This is a genomic window from Xanthomonas sp. WHRI 10204 (assembly GCF_040202875.1).
In the GTDB taxonomy this organism is placed as follows: domain Bacteria; phylum Pseudomonadota; class Gammaproteobacteria; order Xanthomonadales; family Xanthomonadaceae; genus Xanthomonas.
The window spans coordinates 1510782-1531030 of the sequence record NZ_JBEGDW010000001.1 but is presented as its reverse complement, the minus strand read 5'-3'; the positions used below and the strand labels follow the sequence as shown (position 1 = coordinate 1531030).

At 63.0% G+C, this 20249-nt stretch carries 15 protein-coding genes and 1 tRNA gene; 2 read left to right on the top strand and 14 right to left on the bottom strand.

Annotated features, from left to right (window positions below):
* Positions 1–235: 235 nt before the first annotated feature.
* The 11 genes from ABQZ00_RS06740 to thrS form a co-directional block, all read right to left on the bottom strand.
* The gene (locus tag ABQZ00_RS06740) at positions 236–1675 is read right to left on the bottom strand and encodes a GumC family protein (protein WP_082473561.1); all 1440 of its coding nucleotides are present in this window, start codon (positions 1673–1675) and stop codon (positions 236–238) included.
* The gene (locus ABQZ00_RS06735; protein ID WP_055851503.1) at positions 1657–2355 is read right to left on the bottom strand and encodes a polysaccharide biosynthesis/export family protein; all 699 of its coding nucleotides are present in this window, start codon (positions 2353–2355) and stop codon (positions 1657–1659) included. Before ABQZ00_RS06735 ends, ABQZ00_RS06740 begins: the two co-directional genes overlap by 19 nt.
* A 472-nt stretch (positions 2356–2827) precedes the next feature.
* A tRNA-Pro gene (locus ABQZ00_RS06730) sits at positions 2828–2904 on the bottom strand.
* Positions 2905–2965: 61 nt separating this feature from the next.
* Positions 2966–3322 (bottom strand): MerR family transcriptional regulator, encoded by a 357-nt coding sequence (locus ABQZ00_RS06725; RefSeq protein WP_005995911.1) that lies wholly within the window; start codon positions 3320–3322, stop codon positions 2966–2968.
* On the bottom strand, positions 3303–3602 hold the full coding sequence (locus ABQZ00_RS06720) for an integration host factor subunit alpha (RefSeq protein WP_002811076.1): 300 nt from the start codon (positions 3600–3602) through the stop codon (positions 3303–3305). The genes ABQZ00_RS06725 and ABQZ00_RS06720 overlap by 20 nt, the downstream gene beginning before the upstream one ends.
* Before the next feature lie 21 nt (positions 3603–3623).
* A complete protein-coding gene (gene pheT / locus ABQZ00_RS06715; RefSeq protein ID WP_323537280.1) occupies positions 3624–6002 on the bottom strand; it encodes a phenylalanine--tRNA ligase subunit beta in 2379 nt (792 codons plus the stop codon).
* 129 nt (positions 6003–6131) lie between these two features.
* The gene (gene pheS, locus ABQZ00_RS06710) at positions 6132–7127 is read right to left on the bottom strand and encodes a phenylalanine--tRNA ligase subunit alpha (RefSeq protein WP_055851500.1); all 996 of its coding nucleotides are present in this window, start codon (positions 7125–7127) and stop codon (positions 6132–6134) included.
* Positions 7128–7416: 289 nt separating this feature from the next.
* On the bottom strand, positions 7417–7776 hold the full coding sequence (rplT, locus tag ABQZ00_RS06705) for a 50S ribosomal protein L20 (protein ID WP_006449140.1): 360 nt from the start codon (positions 7774–7776) through the stop codon (positions 7417–7419).
* A 10-nt stretch (positions 7777–7786) separates the two neighbouring features.
* Complete coding sequence (rpmI, locus tag ABQZ00_RS06700; protein ID WP_006449141.1) at positions 7787–7984, bottom strand: 50S ribosomal protein L35; 198 nt, start codon at positions 7982–7984, stop codon at positions 7787–7789.
* A gap of 239 nt (positions 7985–8223) precedes the next feature.
* Positions 8224–8766: a translation initiation factor IF-3 gene (gene infC / locus ABQZ00_RS06695; RefSeq protein ID WP_070690874.1), complete on the bottom strand. Its 543-nt coding sequence runs from the start codon at positions 8764–8766 to the stop codon at positions 8224–8226.
* A 48-nt stretch (positions 8767–8814) separates the two neighbouring features.
* Positions 8815–10719, bottom strand: a complete 1905-nt coding sequence (gene thrS, locus ABQZ00_RS06690) for a threonine--tRNA ligase (RefSeq protein WP_055851497.1) — start codon at positions 10717–10719, stop codon at positions 8815–8817.
* Between the two features lie 326 nt (positions 10720–11045).
* On the opposite strand from thrS, the gene ABQZ00_RS06685 reads away from it, so the two are divergent.
* The gene (locus ABQZ00_RS06685; protein WP_323537281.1) at positions 11046–12170 is read left to right on the top strand and encodes a LacI family DNA-binding transcriptional regulator; all 1125 of its coding nucleotides are present in this window, start codon (positions 11046–11048) and stop codon (positions 12168–12170) included.
* Between the two features lie 171 nt (positions 12171–12341).
* On the opposite strand, the gene ABQZ00_RS06680 is transcribed toward ABQZ00_RS06685, so the two are convergent.
* The 3 genes from ABQZ00_RS06680 to ABQZ00_RS06670 are packed head-to-tail and all read right to left on the bottom strand — an operon-like array spanning position 12342 to position 17676.
* Complete coding sequence (locus tag ABQZ00_RS06680) at positions 12342–14015, bottom strand: alpha-amylase family glycosyl hydrolase (protein WP_323537282.1); 1674 nt, start codon at positions 14013–14015, stop codon at positions 12342–12344.
* Complete coding sequence (locus tag ABQZ00_RS06675; protein ID WP_323537283.1) at positions 14015–15493, bottom strand: MFS transporter; 1479 nt, start codon at positions 15491–15493, stop codon at positions 14015–14017. Before ABQZ00_RS06675 ends, ABQZ00_RS06680 begins: the two co-directional genes overlap by 1 nt.
* Entirely contained in the window at positions 15490–17676 is a 2187-nt protein-coding gene (locus ABQZ00_RS06670) for a glucosidase family protein (protein WP_323537284.1), read from the bottom strand. Before ABQZ00_RS06670 ends, ABQZ00_RS06675 begins: the two co-directional genes overlap by 4 nt.
* A gap of 241 nt (positions 17677–17917) precedes the next feature.
* On the opposite strand from ABQZ00_RS06670, the gene ABQZ00_RS06665 reads away from it, so the two are divergent.
* Positions 17918–19999: a glycoside hydrolase family 97 protein gene (locus ABQZ00_RS06665; RefSeq protein ID WP_323537285.1), complete on the top strand. Its 2082-nt coding sequence runs from the start codon at positions 17918–17920 to the stop codon at positions 19997–19999.
* The last annotated feature ends 250 nt before the right edge of the window (positions 20000–20249 follow it).

Below are 20249 nucleotides of genomic sequence, written 5' to 3'. Positions count from 1 at the left end.
CTCCAAACTCGATACGGCGCATGCGGGGGAACATACGAATCGCACGCGAGCTTTCAATCATCTCCGTCGAGCGATCACCGCGGTAATACGTACCGACCCCAGATCACTCGACAGCCCTTTGTTTCAACAGAGACAAACTTTCAAAACGAGGGAGCCCGAAACATACGGGATCCGACTTTTTCTACGCTGAATCGGTTGTCACTTTAATTAACCACTGTTTTGCAACATCACGATGTCAGTTCAATCGTGTTTCCGGCCCGGTGCCCCGCAGGAAGTAACGCACAAGCGCCACAGCCAACCCAAGGAATACGCCAAAGATGAAGCCTAACGCGAGGTTCAATTTGAGTTTCGGCGAAGTCTTCGACGTAGGCACATCTGCAGTGTCGACGATGGTCACGTTGTTGGCGCCGACATTGCTCGCCACACCGATTTCCTTGTAGCGCTGCAGGAGCGCATCGTAGAGCTGACGGTTGGTATCGACGTCGCGCTTGAGCATGTTGTAGCGGATGCTGCGGCTCTGCAGGTCGAGTTCGTTGGTGCGCAGACCGGCAATGCGTTCGTTGAGCAATTGCTCCTGATGCACGGACGCGTCATAGGTCGCCTTGAGCGACTGGCGAACGTTGATGACCTCACCATTGATCTGACGGCGCGACTCTTCGATCTGCGCTTTGAGGCGCTGCATTTCCGGGTAATCCGGCTTGAAGGTCGACAGCTTCTGCTGATACTCACTGGTCAAGCGCACCTGCTCGCCGCGCAAGGTCTGGATCAGCGGGCTGCTCAACACCTGCGGCAACGACATCGCATCGCCGGTGGCGGCCTGACGCCAGGCGGCCTCGGCCTTGATGCGCGCATCCTGCGCCGACGCCAGCAACGCATTGAGGTCGGTCAGGTTCTGCGCCGGCAACGACGGCTTGTCGTCGCCTACGGAGACGATCTGCTCATCGGTCGAGTACGCAACCAACGTTTTTTCCGAGTCTTCCACCTTGTCGCGCAACTGCTCCAGACGCTCGGCAAGAAACTTGGTCGCAAACGAAGACGCCTTCATGCGGCGCTCCTGCGTGCTCACGATGAACACCTTCGGATAGGTGTTGGCAATCTTCGCCGCAAGCACCGGGTCCGGCGAATCGTAATTGACGTAGACCAGGCGCGAATTGAGGATCGGCTCGACCACCAGACCTGCCAGCAAGGTGTCGGTGAGGCTGCGCTCGATGATCGCCTGACGCGAGTCCACCGACTTGCCCGCTTCCGGATTCTTGGCGGCTGCCTTTTCCAGCGCATCTTCGACTTGCTGCTTGAACGCCGGCTCCTGATCGAGCTTGGCTTCGCGAATCACCGCACGTGCGAGCGAACGGCTCTGCAGCAGCTGGTACTGGGTCTGGTAGAAGTCGCGATCCTGCGGCGACTCGACCGGCATCAGGTTGTCGACGTTCACCACGTTGAGCGAATCGCGCTCGATCTGCAGCGTGCTGGTGGCGCGATACTTTTCCGGCATCAGGAAGGTGATCACCAGCGCCAGCAGCACAGCGGCGATCGTGATCAGGATGATCAGCCAGCGCTGCGACACCAGGGCACGCCAGTAGTCGAGCAAGCTGACGTCAGCCAGTTCGAGATGCCCATGACGCTGCGACGGCGAGGAACGATTGTCGGAATTCATACTCATCGGTAAGCGCGCCACACCATCACTAAGGGGGTCAGTTCCAGCATGGTGCGCAACCAGACGCGCGCATCCGAGCGATACACCACGACGATGTCGCCACCGTAGATTTCAGGGTCCGGATTGGCGCCCTTCTCGATCTCGGTCAGGTCGAAGCGCGCGATCATTTTCTGCCCGTTGACCATGCGGAACACGATGACATTGCCGCGGCTTGCCACAGTGCTGACGCCCTTGGCCTGTGCCACGGCCTGTTGCAACGTCAGATTGGCACCGATCACCGGGTAGATGCCGGGCTCGGTGACGGCGCCGGTCACGGTCACGCGACGGCCATTGGATTCCTGCACGAACACCGACACCTGCGGATTCTGCAGATAGCCGCCGCGGTAGCGATCGGCGACCAGCTTTTCCAGCTCGCCGACACCCATGCCGGCGGCGTTGACGTCGCCGATCAGCGGCAGCGAGATGTGGCCGTTCTGATCGATGCGGACCTGCCGTTCCAGGTCGTCGACCTGGAACACCTTGACCAGCAACAGGTCGCCTGGGGAGAGTCGATACTCGGGCTGCACCGCGGACATTGCCAACGGATCGGGAAGCGGCAATGACGACGCCATATTCTTCCCGGTGCTGCAAGCACCCAGGGCCATCGAGCAGATCAACGCCAGGCTGAGGCCTTGGCAGAATCGTCCGATCAGTTTCTTCATGCGTATGGCTGGCTGCCTCGGTTGGGTGGGACAGGAGCTCGCGCAGCATTCAACCGGCCAACGCGCCAGTACGAACGTACGACAGAGAAATTCATCCCAGAAACATCGGGATCACGAAAAGGTACAGCGTGTTGCACTGCACTATGGCACAGAACGATCGCATCGCAAGGCATGACACGCCATTTTTTTGACGGCGTTGGCCTATTGATTCAAGTTCGTCGTTGTCGCGTTAAAAAACCGTGATCCACGTTCTAATCTCAAGCTAATGATTTGGAACGTTTCCGGACACTTAGCATCGTTCCGTGACCCAAGTCCATAGCGAACTGGACCGAAATAAACGGGCACTTGTGCAAGGTTCATGCTGCACTGCGATATGCCGATCTACATAGTGAGCGACCGCTGCAGGGACACAAAAATGCAATGTTGCGACGCAACAAAAAAGCCCATGTCGGAAGGACATGGGCTCGATGTTTGGTCGGGGTAGCCGGATTTGAACCGACGACCACTAGTCCCCCAGACTAGTGCGCTACCAGGCTGCGCTATACCCCGAAGATGCTGCATCCCGTCGCGAGGACGGCCTGCGATTATAGCGGCTTTGCGAACCGTTTTCCTAGCGGCGAAGCAGCTGCAGGACTTCTTCCAGTTCCATGCGTACCTGCTTGATGATCTGGTTGCTCAGCGCCGACTCGCTTTTGGCGCCATCGCCTTCCAGCCGCAGACGCGCGCCGCCGATGGTGTAGCCCTGCTCGTAGAGCAGGCCACGGATCTGCCGGACCATCAGCACATCGTGGCGCTGGTAGTAGCGGCGGTTGCCGCGTCGCTTGACCGGCTCCAGGCTCGGAAATTCCGTTTCCCAGTACCGCAACACATGCGGCTTGACGTCGCACAGCTCGCTGACCTCACCGATGGTGAAATAGCGCTTGGCCGGAATCGGCGGTAGTTCGCGATTACTGCCCGGATCCAGCATAAGCCTCCACCCGTTCCTTGAGCTTTTGGCCAGGGCGGAAGGTCACCACCGTCCGGGCCGAGATCGGAATTTCCTCACCGGTCTTTGGATTGCGACCGGGCCGTTGATTCTTGCGCCGCAAATCGAAGTTGCCGAACCCCGACAGCTTCACCTGACGACCCTGCTCCAGCGCATCGCGTAGCACGTCGAAAAACGCGTCGACAAATTCCTTCGCCTCGCGCTTGTTCAGACCAACCTCGTCGAACAGACGTTCGGCCATCTCCGCTTTCGTCAATGCCATGCCAATCCCCTGGTTACCGCCTCAACTCCGGATCCGGGCGCGGTGCTCGCGCTCGATCACGGCCACCACATCGGTAACGACCGCATCCACGTCCCGGTCGGTGAGAGTGCGCGAGTTATCCTGCAAAATCAAGCCCATAGCCAGACTCTTGAAACCTGGCTCGACCCCCTGCCCGACGTACCGATCGAACAGCTGCACCTCGCGCAGCAACGGGCCGACCGTGGTCTGCACGCTGGCCGACAACGCCGCCCAACTCACCTCGTCCGGCACCAGGAAGGCCAGATCGCGGCGCACCGACGGGAACCGCGACAGCTCGCCGGCGCGCGGCAAGGCGCGCTGCACCAGCGGCGCAAGCTGCAGTTCGAACGCGATCACATCGACGTCGATTTCCAACGCCTTGGTCAGGCGGGGATGCACCTGGCCGATCCAGCCGATGCACACGCCATCGCGATAGATATCGGCCGACCGACCCGGATGCCCGAACGGCTGGGCGGAGGGATGAAACTCCAGCACCGCGCCGCTGGCCGCTGCCAAAGCGATCAGGTCGCCCTTCACATCATGAAAATCCACCTTGCGCGCGGGCTCGCCCCATTGCAACGCAAGCGCATCGCCACACACCGCGGCGGCGACATGCTGGGATTCCTGCGGGGCAGCGCCCGCCTGCGCGGAAGCCGCAAACACCTTGCCCAGCTCGAACAGCCGTACCCGCCCGGCCTGACGGGCAGCGTTGCGGCCCAGTGTCGCGACCAGGCCCGGCAGCAAGCGCGGACGCATGATGGCCAGCTCTGCACTGAGCGGATTGGCCAGCGGCACCAGGCCGTCGGTCAACTGCCAACGCTGCAGCAACGCCGCATCGACGAACGCGTAATTGATGGTCTCCTGCAGCTCGCGCGCCACCAGCTGGCGGCGCACCGTCAGCTCGTCGAGCTGGGTTTCGCTGGGCATCGCGATCCGGCTGGCACCGCCCGGCAGCGTGGTCGGTACGCGATCGTAGCCGTGGATGCGCGCCAGCTCTTCGATGAGGTCTTCTTCGATGGCGATATCGAACCGACGGCTCGGCGCAACGACCTGCCAGCCTTCGGAAACCGCATCGAGCTGCATGCCGAGCGCACTCAGAATGCGCACGACATCCGCGTCGTCGATGTGGATGCCGAGCACGCGCGCGATGCGTGCGCGACGCAGCAGAATGCGCGCGGGCTGCGGCAGATGCTCCGGCAGTTGCGCGTGTACCACCGGGCCCGGCGTACCGCCAGCCAGTTCCAGCACCAGACGCGTGGCTACCTCGATCGCCTGCGGCGGCAACGCCGGATCCACGCCGCGCTCGAAGCGATGGCCCGCATCGGTATGCAGGCCGAACTTGCGGCCACGGCCCATGATCGCGGCCGGATCGAAATACGCCGACTCAAGGAATACGTTGTGCGTTTTGTCGGTGACGCGCGTGTCCAGCCCGCCCATCAACCCAGCCAGCGCCACCGGGCGGCCGGCATCGGTGATGGTCAGGAAACTGTCGTCCAGCGTGACCTCACGCCCATCCAGCAGCGCCAGCTGCTCGCCACTGCGCGAGCGACGCACCCCGATCGGCCCCTGCAAGGTGTCCAGATCGAAGGCATGCATCGGCTGACCGAGCTCCAGCATCACGTACTGGGTGATATCCACCAGCAGCGAGACCGGACGCACGCCGCTGCGACGCAGACGCTCGGCCAGCCACACCGGGGTCTTCGCCAGCGGGTCGATGCCTTCAATCACCCGCCCGCAGTAGCGCGGCGCTTCCTTGCCGGCCTCCAGCTCAACCGCCAGAGTCCGCGTGGACACCGGCGGCACCGCACCGGCGTCGAAGGCCACCACTTCGCTGGCGCATGCTGCAGCCACGTCGAACGCAATGCCACGCACGCTGAAACAGTCGGCGCGATTGGGGGTGAGCTTGATTTCGATGCTGGCATCCGGCAAACCCAGATACTCCGCAAGGGCTTGACCCACCGGCGCATCGTCCGGCAACTCGAACAGGCCGGACGCATCGCTATCCAGGCCCAGCTCCTTGGCCGAGCACAACATGCCGTTGGATGGCACGCCGCGCAGCTTGGCGGCCTTGATGGTCAGCTCGCCGATCTGCGCGCCGACCAGCGCCAACGGCGCCACCAGGCCGGCACGCGCATTGGGCGCACCACACACGATCTGCAGCAATTCGCCCTGCCCCGCATCGACACTGCACACCTGCAGGCGATCGGCTTCCGGATGCCGCACGGCCTCGACGATACGCGCCACCACTACCTGACCAAGCGCCTCACCCAACGGCGTGACGTCTTCGACTTCCAGACCGATCGCCGTCAGCGTGGCGGCAAGTTGCTCGCGCGAGGCCTGGATCGGAACGTGGCTACGCAGCCAATTTTCAGAGAATTTCATGAGGAGCCGGGAATGGAGAATAGGGAATCGGGAATCGCAACAGCGGGAGGTCTTCGGAGATTTGGAAGGTGGGCTAGGAGCGCGCTTGGCTGCTCCGATGCTCCACTCCCGATTCCCGATTCCCCGCCTTCAAGCAAACTGCCTGAGAAACCGCACGTCGTTTTCGAAGAACGCGCGCAGGTCGTTGACGCCGTAGCGCAGCATCGCAAAACGCTCCACGCCCAGACCGAACGCAAAGCCGGTGTAGCGCTCCGGGTCGATGCCGACGCTGCGCAACACATTCGGGTGCACCATGCCGCAGCCCAGTACTTCCAGCCAACGCGTGCTGCCGTCGGGCTGCTGCCAGGCGATGTCCACCTCGGCACCCGGCTCCACGAACGGGAAATAGCTGGGGCGAAAACGCATTTCAAAATCGCGCTCGAAGAACGCACGCACGAACTCGGACAAGGTGCCCTTGAGATCGGCGAAATTCGAGTGCTCGTCCACCAGCAGGCCTTCGACCTGATGGAACATCGGCGAGTGGGTCTGATCAGAATCGGAGCGATACACCTTGCCGGCCGCAATCATGCGCAGCGGTGGTTTGTGCGCATCCATGTAGCGCACCTGCACACCGGATGTATGCGTGCGCAGCAGGCGACCGTCGCCGAAATAAAACGTGTCGTGCATCGCGCGCGCCGGATGATGCGGCGGAAAATTCAGTGCTTCGAAGTTGTGCCAGTCGTCCTCGATTTCCGGACCATCGGACAACTCGTAACCCAGCCGCGCAAAAATCTCGACAATGCGCTCGAGCGTGCGCGTCACCGGATGCAGGCCGCCGCGCTCGCCACGGCGGCCCGGCAAAGTGACATCGATGCGCTCGCCGGCAAGACGTGCGTCCAGTGCAGCGGTTTCCAGGGTCGTTTTGCGCTCCGACAACGCTGCGCTCAGCGTATCTCGGGTCTGGTTGATCGCCTCGCCCGCGGCCTTGCGTTGCTCGGCCGGCAGCGTGCCGAGCTGCTTGAGCTGGGCGGTGATGCTGCCACTCTTGCCCAGCAAGGCGACCCGCAAGGCTTCCAGTTGGTCCGGTGTCTGCGCGGCGGCGACATCGGCCAGCGCGCGCTCGGTCAGGGATTGAATCTCACTCATTGCACTCGCGCCTCAACTACTCAGCCGAACGGTGTTTCCGGATGCACCGGAATGCATGACCACTCACTATGCTGCCAGCCCCTTGCATCAATCGAAGCCGGCAGCCCAAAACGCAAAAGGGGAAGGACTCGCGCCCTTCCCCCTGCATATCTGCGTTCCCTCGCCGACATCTGCACACGCATGTGCCGATGTCGCGATGACTACCCCTTCAAAAGTCCGCACATGGATGTGCGGGCTCTTGCGAGGGACTCGCACCTACTCTGTGCGAGCTCTTACGAGGGACTCGCACTTATGCCGCCAGCGCGCCCTTTGCCTTCTCGGCCAGCGCGGCAAAGCCGGCGGCGTCGTGCACAGCGATATCAGCCAGCACCTTGCGGTCCAGGGTGATGCCAGCCTTGAGCATGCCATTCATGAAACGGCTGTAGCTCAGACCATTGATGCGGGCAGCCGCATTGATGCGGGTGATCCAAAGCGCACGGAACACGCGCTTCTTCTGCTTACGGCCAATGTAGGCGTACTGCTGTGCCTTGATGACCGCCTGCTTTGCAACGCGGAAAACCTTACGACGGGCGTTGTAGTAGCCCTTCGCCAGATTCAGAATTTTCTTGTGGCGGCGGCGCGCCTGCACACCACGCTTTACTCGTGCCATGGTTCAGTCCTCAGAGATAGGGAAGCATACGATCGAGACGGCCTGCGTCCTCGGGACGGACGTGGTTCGTCTGCCGCAAGTTGCGCTTCCGCTTGGTCGCTTTCTTCGTGAGGATGTGGCTACGGTTTGCGTGGCCGCACTTGTACTTGCCGGAGGCGGTCTTGCGGAAACGCTTGGCCGCCGCCCGGTTGGTCTTGATCTTGGGCATTGCAATGTCCTTGATGGTGTTTTGTCACTGACACGGGCGGCAGTCTTGCGACCACGCTTTCCATCCTTGCCCTTGCCTGCTTGTAAGTCCTTGATCGAACACGATCCGGACAGGTCCTGTGCCGCTTGCGCGGCTCCCGGCAAAACCGGGCCGCGCAGTCTACCCGTTGCCGGGAATTCTTGCAAATAGACAGATTCGCCGCCTTGACGAACCCCGTCGGGGCCCGTCGCGGCGCGGAATCAGATCTTCTTCTTAGGCGCGATCATCATGACCATCTGACGCCCTTCCAGGCGCGGACGGGACTCGATGACGATGTCTTCGCCCAAGTCGGCCTCGATGCGTGCCGCCATCTCGCGACCCAGTTCCTGGTGGCTCATTTCGCGGCCACGGAAACGGATGTTGACCTTGACCTTGTCACCCTCTTCCAGGAAGCGACGCATGTTGCGCAGCTTGATCTGGTAGTCGCCCTCGTCCGTGACCGGACGGAACTTGAGTTCCTTGATCTCGACCTGCTTGGTCTTCTTCTTGGCCTCGTTGGCCTTTTTCTGCTGCTCGAACTTGAACTTGCCGAAATCCATGATCTTGCAGACCGGCGGATCGGCCTGCGGCTGGATTTCGACCAGATCCAGGCCTTCTTCCTCGGCCTTGGCGAGCGCTTCGTCGCGCGACAACACGCCGACCATCTCACCGTCACTGCCGATCACGCGGACGCGCGGCACACGGATTTCTTGGTTCTTGCGGTTCTGTTTGTTGTCAGGGGTACTGATATTGCAATCTCCCAGGGGAATCGAACCGGCGCATCCGGATCATCCAGACCGGCCGGGGTTGGCTCACGCTGCCTGCTCTGCCTGCAGGCGTTCGATGAAGGCAGAGACCGTCATGGTCCCGAGGTCCTCCCCCGAACGCGTCCGCACGGCGACTGCGCCATTTTCCTTCTCGCGGTCACCGACGACGAGCAGGTACGGCACGCGTTGCAGCGTATGCTCGCGAATCTTATAACCGATCTTCTCATTACGCAAATCGGCGTTGACACGGAAGCCTTGATTTGCAAGGGTTTTCCGAACCGAGTCCACATATTCGGCCTGAGCGTCGGTGATATTGGCGACAACGACCTGGACCGGAGCCAGCCAGGACGGGAACGCGCCGGCGTGATGTTCGATCAAAATGCCGATAAAACGCTCCATCGAACCGACGATGGCCCGGTGCAGCATCACCGGGTGCTTCTTCTGGCTGTGCTCGTCCACATACTCGGCGCCGAGGCGGCCCGGCATCATGAAATCGACCTGCATCGTGCCCAGCTGCCAGGTGCGGCCGATGGCGTCCTTGAGGTGGTATTCGATCTTGGGGCCATAGAAGGCGCCCTCACCCGGCAGCTCCTGCCACTCCACACCGCACACGCCCAGCGCGCTGCGTAGCGCGGCTTCGGCCTTGTCCCAGGTGATGTCGTCGCCCAGACGTTTTTCCGGGCGCAGCGCGATCTTGATCTCGATGTCGTCGAAGCCGAACGCGGTGTAGACCGCCAATGCCTGCTGATGGAAGGCAGTGACTTCGGCTTCGATCTGCGATTCCAGGCAGAACACGTGGCCGTCGTCCTGGGTGAACCCGCGCACGCGCAGGATGCCGTGCAGCGCGCCGGAGGGCTCGTTGCGGTGGCAGGCGCCGAATTCGCCGTAACGGATCGGCAGATCGCGGTAGCTGTGCAGGCCCTGGTTGAATACCTGCACGTGGCCGGGGCAGTTCATCGGCTTGACCGCGTAGGTGCGCTTCTCCGACTCGGTGAAAAACATCGCGTCCTGGTAGTTGTCCCAGTGGCCGGACTTCTGCCACAGCGATACGTCCAGGATCTGCGGGCAGCGCACTTCGCCGTAGCCGCTATCGCGGTAGACCTTGCGCATGTATTGCTCGACCACCTGCCACAGCGACCAGCCCTTGGGGTGCCAGAACACCAGACCCGGGGCTTCTTCCTGCAGATGGAACAGATCCTGCGCCTTGCCGATGCGGCGATGGTCGCGCTTATCGGCCTCTTCCATGCGCAGGATGTAGGCATCGAGCTGCTTCTTGTCGGCCCAGGCGGTGCCGTAGATGCGCTGCAACTGCTCGTTCTTGGCATCGCCGCGCCAGTAGGCGCCAGAAATGCGGGTCAGCTTGAAGGCCTTGAGGAAGCGCGTATTGGGCACATGCGGGCCGCGGCACATGTCCACGTATTCCTGGTGGTAGTACAGACCCATCGCGGTGATGTCGTCGGACATGTCCTCGATCAGGCGCAGCTTGTACTCCTCGCCGCGCTGGGCGAACACCTCGATCACTTCCGCGCGCGGGGTGACCTTCTTGATCACCTCGTAATCCTGCGCGATCAGCTCCTGCATGCGCTGCTCGATCGCCGCCATGTCGTCCGGCGTGAATGGGCGCTCGCTGTAGATGTCGTAATAGAAGCCTTCGGCGATGACCGGGCCGATTACCATCTTGACGTCCGGATACAGCTGTTTGACCGCATGCCCGACCAGATGCGCGCACGAGTGGCGGATGATCTCCACGCCTTCGGCGTCCTTGGCGGTGATGATGCGCAGGCTGGCGTCATGGTCGATGACGTCGCTGGCATCGACCAGCTGGCCGTCCACCTGACCGGCGATGGTGGCCTTGGCCAGCCCGGCGCCGATCGACTGGGCGACCTGCATCACCGAGACGGGGGATTCGAATTCGCGGCGGCTGCCGTCGGGGAGCGTGATGTTGATCATGGGCAAGAATGAGGTCTGGGCTGGCTGCAGCGGTGAGCTGCCATGAGAGATCTGCCCACTGCTGGACAGGCTCGGAAAGAGCGTACGAGACGTGCTGCGCGGGACAACGGCACGCGGGCGCTGGCTGCGCTGGGGCCGGTCCGGATCAACGGTGGGCGGTGATAGTGCTCATGTCGCACGCTGGGCCGGCGCGGAGCGCGGGCCACCTTCTCGCAAGGGGTCTTGGACGTGAATGGTAAACCAATCAGGCGGCCACTGCGCAGTGCGGCACGCCGCCGCCGGGCGCGTGGCATGATGCCGGCCACTTGTCCTGTCCGTTGCCGACCATGATCATCAAGGGTAAAGCCACCTCGCTGGATATCGCCTACCTGGCCGGTGTGTCGCAGCCGACCGTCTCGCGCGCGTTGCGCGGCAGCCCGATGGTCAACGAGGAAACGCGCAAGCGGATTCTGCGTATCGCGCATGAGCTGAACTACAAGGTCGACAAGAACGCCTCCTCGCTGCGGCTGCGCAACGCCGGCACGCTGGCGCTGCTGTTCTTCGAAGACCCCACCGCCGACGATTCGCTGATCAACCCGTTCTTCCACTCGATGCTGGGCTCGATCACGCGCGCCTGCGCGCTGCAGGGTTATGACCTGCTGGTGTCGTTCCAGCAGCTGTCCAAGGACTGGCAGGCCGATTACGAAGACAGCAACAAGGCCGACGGCATTATTTTGCTGGGCTATGGCGATTATCAGGAATCGCGCCAGCGGCTGCAGTTGCTGGTGGAGCAAGGCACGCACTTCGTGCGCTGGGGCGCGGCATTGCCGGGCCAGCCGGGCATTTCCATCGGCAGCGACAATTATCAGGGCGGGCTGGACATCACCGAGCACCTGTTGGCGCAGGGGTGCCGACGCATTGCGTTTCTTGGCCACGCGTCCAATCACTACCCCGAATTCGAAGAGCGCTACCGGGGCCACGTGGCGGCGCTGGCGCAGCAGGATCTGGTCGCCGATGCCGCGCTGCAGTTCGATGCGATCACCACCGAATCGTCGGGGCATGCGGCATGCCTGGCGCTGCTGGAGAGCGGCAAGGCGTTCGATGCGGTGTGTGCGGCCAGCGACCTGATTGCGATCGGTGCGATGCGCGCGTTGCGCGAACGCGGTTTACGCGTGCCGCAGGACGTGGCGATCAGCGGCTTCGACGATATTGCGTTGGCCGCATCGGTTGCGCCGGCCCTGTCTACCGTGCAACAGGACACCAAGCAGGCCGGCGCGTTGTTGGTGGAAAGCCTGGTCGCGCTGATCCGTGGCGAAGCGGCGCAGAGCCGCACGATCCCGGTGCGGCTGGCATTACGCGATTCTTCGCGCAGCAGCGGGTTGCAGCCACCGCTGGGCTGGTCGCCGGCCGCGGCGGCGGAAACCGGCGATGGCGGGCGTGGGCGAGCCGCTGATGTGCCTGGGACGCGTTGAGGATTCGGGATTCGGGATTCGGGAATCGGGAATCGGGAATCGGGAATCGGGAATCGTTAGAGCATGCACGACGGGCTGCGATAGTGGCGGCAGACCATTGCTGCCTCGTAGGAGCGCACCCGGGCGCGACGAGGCGTTACCGATCAATTCCCATCGCGCCCGCGTGCGCTCCTACCTGTTGCGAGCGTCGCGGACGGCTTGATCGGCCATCTGGGCGTCGAGTTGTTTGCGTAGTGCAGGGTCGGTGATCGGCGCATCCGAGAGCAAGACGCGTAGACCATGCGCCGGCACCGGAAGCCGCAGGTGCCGCTGCACCGGCACCTGCTCGCCACTCATCGCATCACGCCACGTGCCCGGCTGCAGAAAGCGCGTCACTTTGATGTTTGCAGCCGCATCGCCCTTGTTGAGCAACACCAGGGCGGTCTGGCTGGTTCCTGCGTGCTGATAGACGCGAAAAAAAGCAGCCTGGTTGCCGCGCAACATTACGTCGACCTGCACGCCGCGCTGCAGCGCGGGCGTCTCACGGCGCACGCGGGCGATCTGTTTCAGCGGGCCGAAGATCGGGCTTTGCGGTGCTGCTTTAATGCGCTCGACGCCGAAGTAATTGCGATTGCCCGCATGCTCCGCCCGCCCACGCATGAAGCCGATTTCCGAGCCGTAATAGATCACCGGGATGCCGCGCGCGGTGAACAACCAGTTGTGCGCATCGATAAAGTCGGTGTCGCTGGCATCCAGACGCGCCATGTCGTGGTTGTCGTAGAAGCTCATCAGCTCGTACGGGTTCGCATACGGCCCCTGACGCAGAAACAACGGTTTGGCGAGCTGTTCGAAACCCTCTTGCGCGTGGCCGAAGACTGCCGAAAGCTGCTGCTTCAACGGGAAATCCAGCACGCTTACGCCTGCGTTGCGTGCCCAGGTGTGGCCGGCAATCTTGTCGGCGTTGTAATCGAACGCCTCGCCCAACATGAAAAATCCCGGCCGTTTTTCGCGGATGCGCGCAACGAAGGCATGCCAGAAGCGGTCCGGCATCCAGCCGATGGTGTCGATACGGAATGCATCGGCACCCTGCTCCATCCATTGCAGATACGCGCCGGCCAGGTAATCGAGCACCGCCGGGTTGTTCTCGTTGAGGTCGGACAATTCCGCCAGACCGCCACCGGTGTTGTAGAAGGCGTGCAATGGGTTGTGCTGCGGATCCAGCTGCGCCGGCGGCAGATTCTGGTGATCGGCAACCAAGCGACCACTGGCATCGTAGAGCTTGCCGAAACCGGGCTGCGCCACCGGCATGGTGTAGGCCGGCGAGCCGTGATTACCCACGATATCCAGCACCACCTTCAGCTTGTTGGCGTGCATGGCGCGGGTGAAGCCGGCAAAGTCCAGTCCCGGGCTGGGGAGATGCTCGTCCAGCGTGTAGAAGTTGACACCCCAGTAACCGTGATAGCCGGTCTTGCCGTGGTCGCTGAGCGTGCTGCCGCAGGTGATCGGCTTGCCGCCGGTAAATGCCTGGTCCGGGTTGTCGACGATCGGCGTGATCCACACCGCACCGAAACCAAGGTCGCGAATGTAGTCGGCCTGCTCGACGATGCCTTTGAAATCACCGCCCAGGTAGCCGATGTTGTCGTCGCTACCATCGGCGCACGGGGTGGGCACATCGAAGGTACGCTGCGCACCGCCCTGCTCGCGCTGATCGTTGCCGGTATCGCCGTTGACGAAGCGGTCGGTGACCACGAAATACACCGCATCGGCGGCGAACGGCTCCAGGGTGCCGTAATACTCCCTGGAAGCAGGCGCGGCGAGCGCCACGCCCGCATACATCGTCAATGCCAGATAGATCGCACTACGCATCACTGCCCTCCCGAGGCGACGGGGACCCGCACCACGCATACGCCTGCAATCAACAGGCTGAGCCCGCCAATGGCCAATGCATAGATTGGCTGGCCACCCAACCAGACGCGGAGCACAAAGCCCAGCGCGCTGGCAGCGACCAACTGCGGAATCACGATAAAGAAATTAAAGATGCCCATGTACACGCCCATCTTGGCGGCGGGCACGCTGTCGGACAGCAAGGCGTACGGCAGTGAGAGAATCGATGCCCAGGCAAAACCGACGCCCAGCATGGACAGCAGCAACCATTGCGGGTCACGAATCACTAACATCGACAGCAACCCCGCAGCACCCAGCCACAGGTTGCACAGGTGGCTCCAGCGCAGGCCAATCGCACGCACCAGCAAAGGAATGATCAACGCTGCCAGCGCTGCAAATCCGTTGTAGGCGCCAAACAGCACACCCACCCAGTTCGCACCATCGTTATAGGCTGCCGAGACCGTATCGGTCGCGCCGAAGTGCACCTGCGTCACCGCTGCGGTGGTGTAGATCCACATCGCAAACAGCGCAAACCACGAGAAAAACTGCACCCAGGCCAGGCGTCGCATGGTCATCGGCATGCTGCGCAAGTCCTGCACAATGACGACCAGCATGCTGGTGCCCGGCAGTACACGCGTCAACGCGAGCAACGCGCCATAGGCGATGCACAGGCCGGCCAGCACATACAGCATGCGATCACCGTGCTGCCAGGCGATGGCCGCAGCAAGCACGACGCCAGCAACGCACCACGCTGCGCTTGATGCCTGCGACGGCAGCGCACCGCTGCCCATTTGCGTTGCAGCGGGCGGGTGCGCGTCGTCGAAGCTCGCCAGCTGCGCGGGGCTGTATTCGCGGGTGCGTAGCACCGTCCATGCGATCGACAGGAACAACACCGCCGCACCCAGGTAGAACGCGTAGCGCACGCTTTCCGGCAGCTGCCCCGGCGGTGCGGTATTGGCAACGCCCCAGCGCGTGAGCAGCCACGGCAGAAAGCTCGCCACGATCGCACCAACACCGATGAAAAAGCTTTGCATCGCATAGCCGGTAGGCCGCTGCGCGGGTGGCAGCTGGTCGCCCACCAGTGCGCGGAATGGCTCCATCGAAATATTGATCGATGCATCCAGCACCCATAGCGTGCCGGCAGCAATCCACAGCACTGGCGCGTTGGGCATCACCAACAGCGCCAGCGTGGTAAACACCGCACCCACCATGAAATACGGGCGCCGACGGCCCCAGGGCGTCCAGGTGCGATCGGACAGATAGCCGATGATGGGCTGCACGATCAGCCCGGTGAGCGGTGCAGCGATCCACAACCCCGGTACATCGTCGACCTGCGCGCCCAGGGTCTGGAAGATGCGGCTGGCATTGGCGTTCTGCAGCGCGAACCCGAACTGGATGCCGAGAAAGCCGAAGCACATGTTCCAGATCTGCCAGAAGCTCAGGCGTGGTTTGGCGGTCATTGCGCTGTCTCCACGATGGCTGCCGGCCCCACGATCAACGCGCTGATCTGCGACGTATTGACCACTCCATCGCGACCGCCACGGCCGCCGTTGTACTGCGCAAAATGCTTCAACGCGCTCATGTTAAAACCATCGTCCAGCCGAAACGCACAGGCCTGCCCCGCTACCACATCGAAGCTCGCCTGCGTGGAGATCTGCTCGCCCACGCTATGCGGCATCACGATGACATGCGATTGCGCAGATTTCCCTGGGCATTCCAGCACCAGCTGCTTCACTGCGGCAGTGACGCCGGTGTTGATCGGGCCATTGTCGTTGCGATAGCGCAGCGACACGCGATGCTGGCCGCTACGCGACGGCTGCCACGTCCAAGCTTGGCTGCCGCGCAGTTCCTGCGCCGGACCAAGCGTCAACGAAGGACTGTGCAGCGATTCGAGACCCTCCACACGCCGGGTCAGGCTGAGCACATGCAACACGCCGTCATCGGCAAGATCACAATGTTCACTGGCGTCCAACGCACGGCCATCCATGTATAGCGTCGTGCCTGCGGGAATGGCGATACGGTTACCGCCGCCCCGCCGTTGCGCAACCGGCATCGCTGGCGTTTGCGGTGCAAACACCTGCACCGGCTGCGGCGGCGCAGCCAGATCGGCCTTTCGACCGACCAACTGCACCTGCGTAGTCTGGCCCCGCTGAGTGACACCGCCGGCCACCAGCAAGTCGCCTTCTTCGTTTGTCGGGCGAAGCAACTCGTACCGACGTGTGCCCTGCTCCAGCAGGATCCGCTCGCGGTCGCCGAACAGCAGCGGCAGCAGGCTGCGCGGCAATTTCGGGGCAACGCTGCCATCGGCAGACACGCCGAACACGCCGTCCAGCACCGCAGAAAGATAGCCGGCAACCGACCACAGCTGACGCGGCGAATTCACCACCGGGCCACTGCGCACGCCATCTTCCACATGCACGGCCAGGCTCTGCATCTCGTAGTTTTCCATGTTGGAGCCGGCCAGCGCGCTACCGCGCATCAGCGATTGCAGCTCCAAGGCAATGCGCGGCGCATCGTCCAGCGCACGCGCCGCGCGCAAGGCATAGGCACTGACGAATGGCCAGATGGCGCGATTGTGATAAATCGGCTGCGCCGCTTCCTGCGGCCACACCACCGGGCTGCCTCCGGCAACCACCGGATAATTGCGCAGCGCGGTGCGTGCGCGCTCTGCGGGAAACACATCAGCCAGCACGCCCAACGAGACGCCCAGCAGATCGACCTTGGCATAGCGCACCGGATGCGCCGCCGTGCCGAGATAACTCACATACTGGCTGCTGCCTGCATCCCAGAAGCGTGCATCGATGGTCTGACGCAATGCATCGGCCCACTGTGCGTAGTCGGCAGCGCGTGCGTCGCCATGCTGGCGTGCCAGCTGCTCGGCCAAGCGCAGCGCCTGGTAATGCAACACGTTGGTCGATAGCGCGAACGACTCGGCGATGAAGACCACGTTCTCCCGCGTCCAGTCCGGATAGGTTTGCTCGCGCCAATCCAGAAACGAGGTTTCGCCACGGTAGAGGCCGATCTGCGCATCGAATACCGCATCGCGGTCCTGCGCGATCGTCGCCTGCAGCGCCTGCCAGACGTCTTCAGCAAACTGTGTGTCGTCCAGCAATCCACGTGCGGCCAGAAACCACACCACGCGGTCGCTACTGATCGGCCAGCTGCCACCGGAGCCGGTGTCCTGCGCCACGAACACGCCAGGGGTCTTCCCGTCGCGTGCGGCCGACAGCTTGAAGCGCAACGCATTGCGTGTGCGCTCCGGTTCCAGCCGCGCCAACGCCAGATCGGCGGCAAAACTGACATCGCGCGTCCACACATATGGCCAGCGTTCGCCGGTCTCGAAGCAGTTGCACGGCACCGGCTTGCCGGCGTTGAAGGCCGGATCGCGGATCGCATCGACACGGTCGTCGGCCATCTCCTGCTGCGCCAACGCAAACAAGGCGTCGAACATCGGGCTGGCGGTGTGCGTGCGCATCGGCTGTGCGGCAATGCGGCGCTCGCGCTGCGGCCAGCGCAACACAAAGCTCCCATCGTCCAGCGCCTGCGCATGTGCGCGGCGCCCCTGAAATTCCAACTCGTCGGCCAATACCGGCGAGCTTGCCGCAACGCCGAGCGTTGCAGCCATGCAGATCATCTTCAGCATCGAAGCGGCGAGACGGCTGGTGCCGTCGGCCTTCCTCCCTCGTTGCACGCGTTGTGGTGCGCGGCACAGGCGTGCCACGGTCGCGGACCCTCCCAGGTGCCGTACGCCATGGTAGACGCGCACCCTGCCCTGACGCATCACTGCATACGTATTCATGGCGGCAACGAGCGCACAGCACGGCGCTTGCACGGTGTGCCGCTGCATAGTCGCCGCCTCTGCAACGGTCGCCTTGGGAGGGGATATGCCGCTGTCTTTACGTCGAGCACGCTCGACATTCGGCGCCGCTTGGATCGCGCGGCTGCTGGTTCTGACCTGCCTCGGCAGTCTTGCCGCGATGGCGCACGCCGAGGTCACCACCATCGACGTGGCGTCGCCCGGCAAGGTCTTGCAGGTAAGCCTGGACCTAGACGGCGGCACGCCGTACTACCGTGTGCAGCGGCTGGGACAGCCGGTCGTACAGCGCTCACGGCTGGGCTTTACCTTGCGCGACGGCCGCCTGGACCGCGGGTTGGTGGTGCGTTCGCAGTCACGCCAGACCCATGACGACACCTGGGAGCAACCCTGGGGCGAAACACGCCTGGTGCGCAATCATTACAACGAACTACGCGTCAGCCTGGCCGAACGCGATGGTGCGCAGCGCAGCTTCGAGGTGATCTTTCGCGTTTACGACGACGGCGTGGGGCTTCGCTACCACTTCCCGCAGCAAGCCGGATTGCGTGAAGCGATCATCGACGAGGAAGTCACTGAGTTCGCCATCGCACAGCCGGCCGAAGCATGGTGGATTCCCGCAGGCGAGCCGATCCACTACGAGTATCTGTATCGGCGCACGCCGTTGAATCAGGTCGCACTGGCGCATACGCCACTGACGCTGCGCACCGACAGCGGGCTGCACATTGCCCTGCACGAAGCGGCGTTGGTGGACTACGCCGGCATGTGGCTACGTCGCACCGACGACCAGCGCCTGCGCGCGCAGTTGTCGCCGGCCGCCGAAGGCTGGAAGGTGCGCCGCAGCCTGCCGTTCGATACGCCGTGGCGCACGCTGCAGATCGCCGATCAGGCCACCGGCCTGGTGGAATCCAACCTGATCCTCAACCTCAACGAACCCAATGTGCTGGGCGCGGTGGACTGGGTCAAACCCTCCAAATATGTCGGTGTGTGGTGGTCGATGCATCTCAACCAACAGACCTGGGCCACCGGACCCAAACATGCGGCCACCACCGCCACGACCAAGCGCTATATCGACTTCGCCGCCGCACATGGATTTCGCGGCGTGCTGGTGGAAGGCTGGAACCCGGGCTGGGACGGCGAATGGTTCGGCAACGGCGGTAGCTTCGATTTCACAAAATCCACGCCGGATTTCGACCTGCCCGCACTGAGCACGTACGCCGCAGCCAAAGGCGTGCATTTGATCGGCCATCATGAAACGGGATGCGCAGTGGACCATTACGAAGACCAGATCGCCGAGGCGATGGACTTGTACGCACGCTTCGGCGTGGACTCGGTGAAGACCGGCTATGTCTGCGACGACGGCCAGGTGGAGCGACGCAACCCTGCGGGCGGTGCACCGTTGCGCGAGTGGCACGACGGCCAATGGATGGCGCGCCATCATCTGCGCGTGGTGCGCGAGGCGGCCGAGCGGCATATCGCAGTCAATGCGCACGAGCCGATCAAGGACACCGGCCTGCGCCGCACCTATCCCAACTGGATCTCGCGCGAAGGCGCGCGCGGTATGGAATACAACGCCTGGGGCCAGCCACCCAATCCGCCGGAACACGAGGTCAACCTGGTGTTTACGCGCCTGCTCGCCGGGCCGATGGACTACACGCCGGGCATCGTTAGCCTGAAGGGCCGCAACGGCCAGGCCATTCCCAGCACGCTGGCGCGGCAGCTCGCGCTGTATGTGACGCTGTATAGCCCGATCCAGATGGCCGCCGATCTGCCTGAGCATTATCTGCAGCATCGCGACGCGTTCCGCTTCATCGAAGACGTGGCGGTGGACTGGGACCAGACCCGCGCATTGAATGGCGAAGTGGGCGACTACGTGACCATCGCGCGCAAGGATCGGCATAGCCGCGAATGGTTCCTGGGCAGCATCACCGACGAACACGGCCGCCTGCTGCAGGTGCCGCTGGGTTTTCTCGAACCCGGCGTGCGTTACACCGCGCAGATCTACCGCGATGGCGACGGCGCCGATTACCTGAGCAACCCGTTCGCCTTTGTGCGCGAAGAGCGCCAGGTCGGCAGCAGCGACACCCTCGAACTGCGCCTGGCCCCTGGTGGCGGACAGGCGATCCGCTTCGTCCCAATGGATGGCAAGCGTTGAGTGATGCATCGCAGCACGCTGCGGTGCCGCCGACGCCAGTGAGTGCATCGCGCCGCCGCACCCCATCATCGCCGCAGGTCGTGCATCGCGCCCATGCGTGATCTGTGGCAGCAGCTTCATACGCTGGATGCCTTGCGTGGAATCGATTTCATTGCGGTTGTGCGGGTTGAATACGTATGCAGCACCCGTTTGCATGCGGGTGCGGTGTCTACCATACGTTGCAGTCGTGACGTCCGTCCGGGCGCGCGAC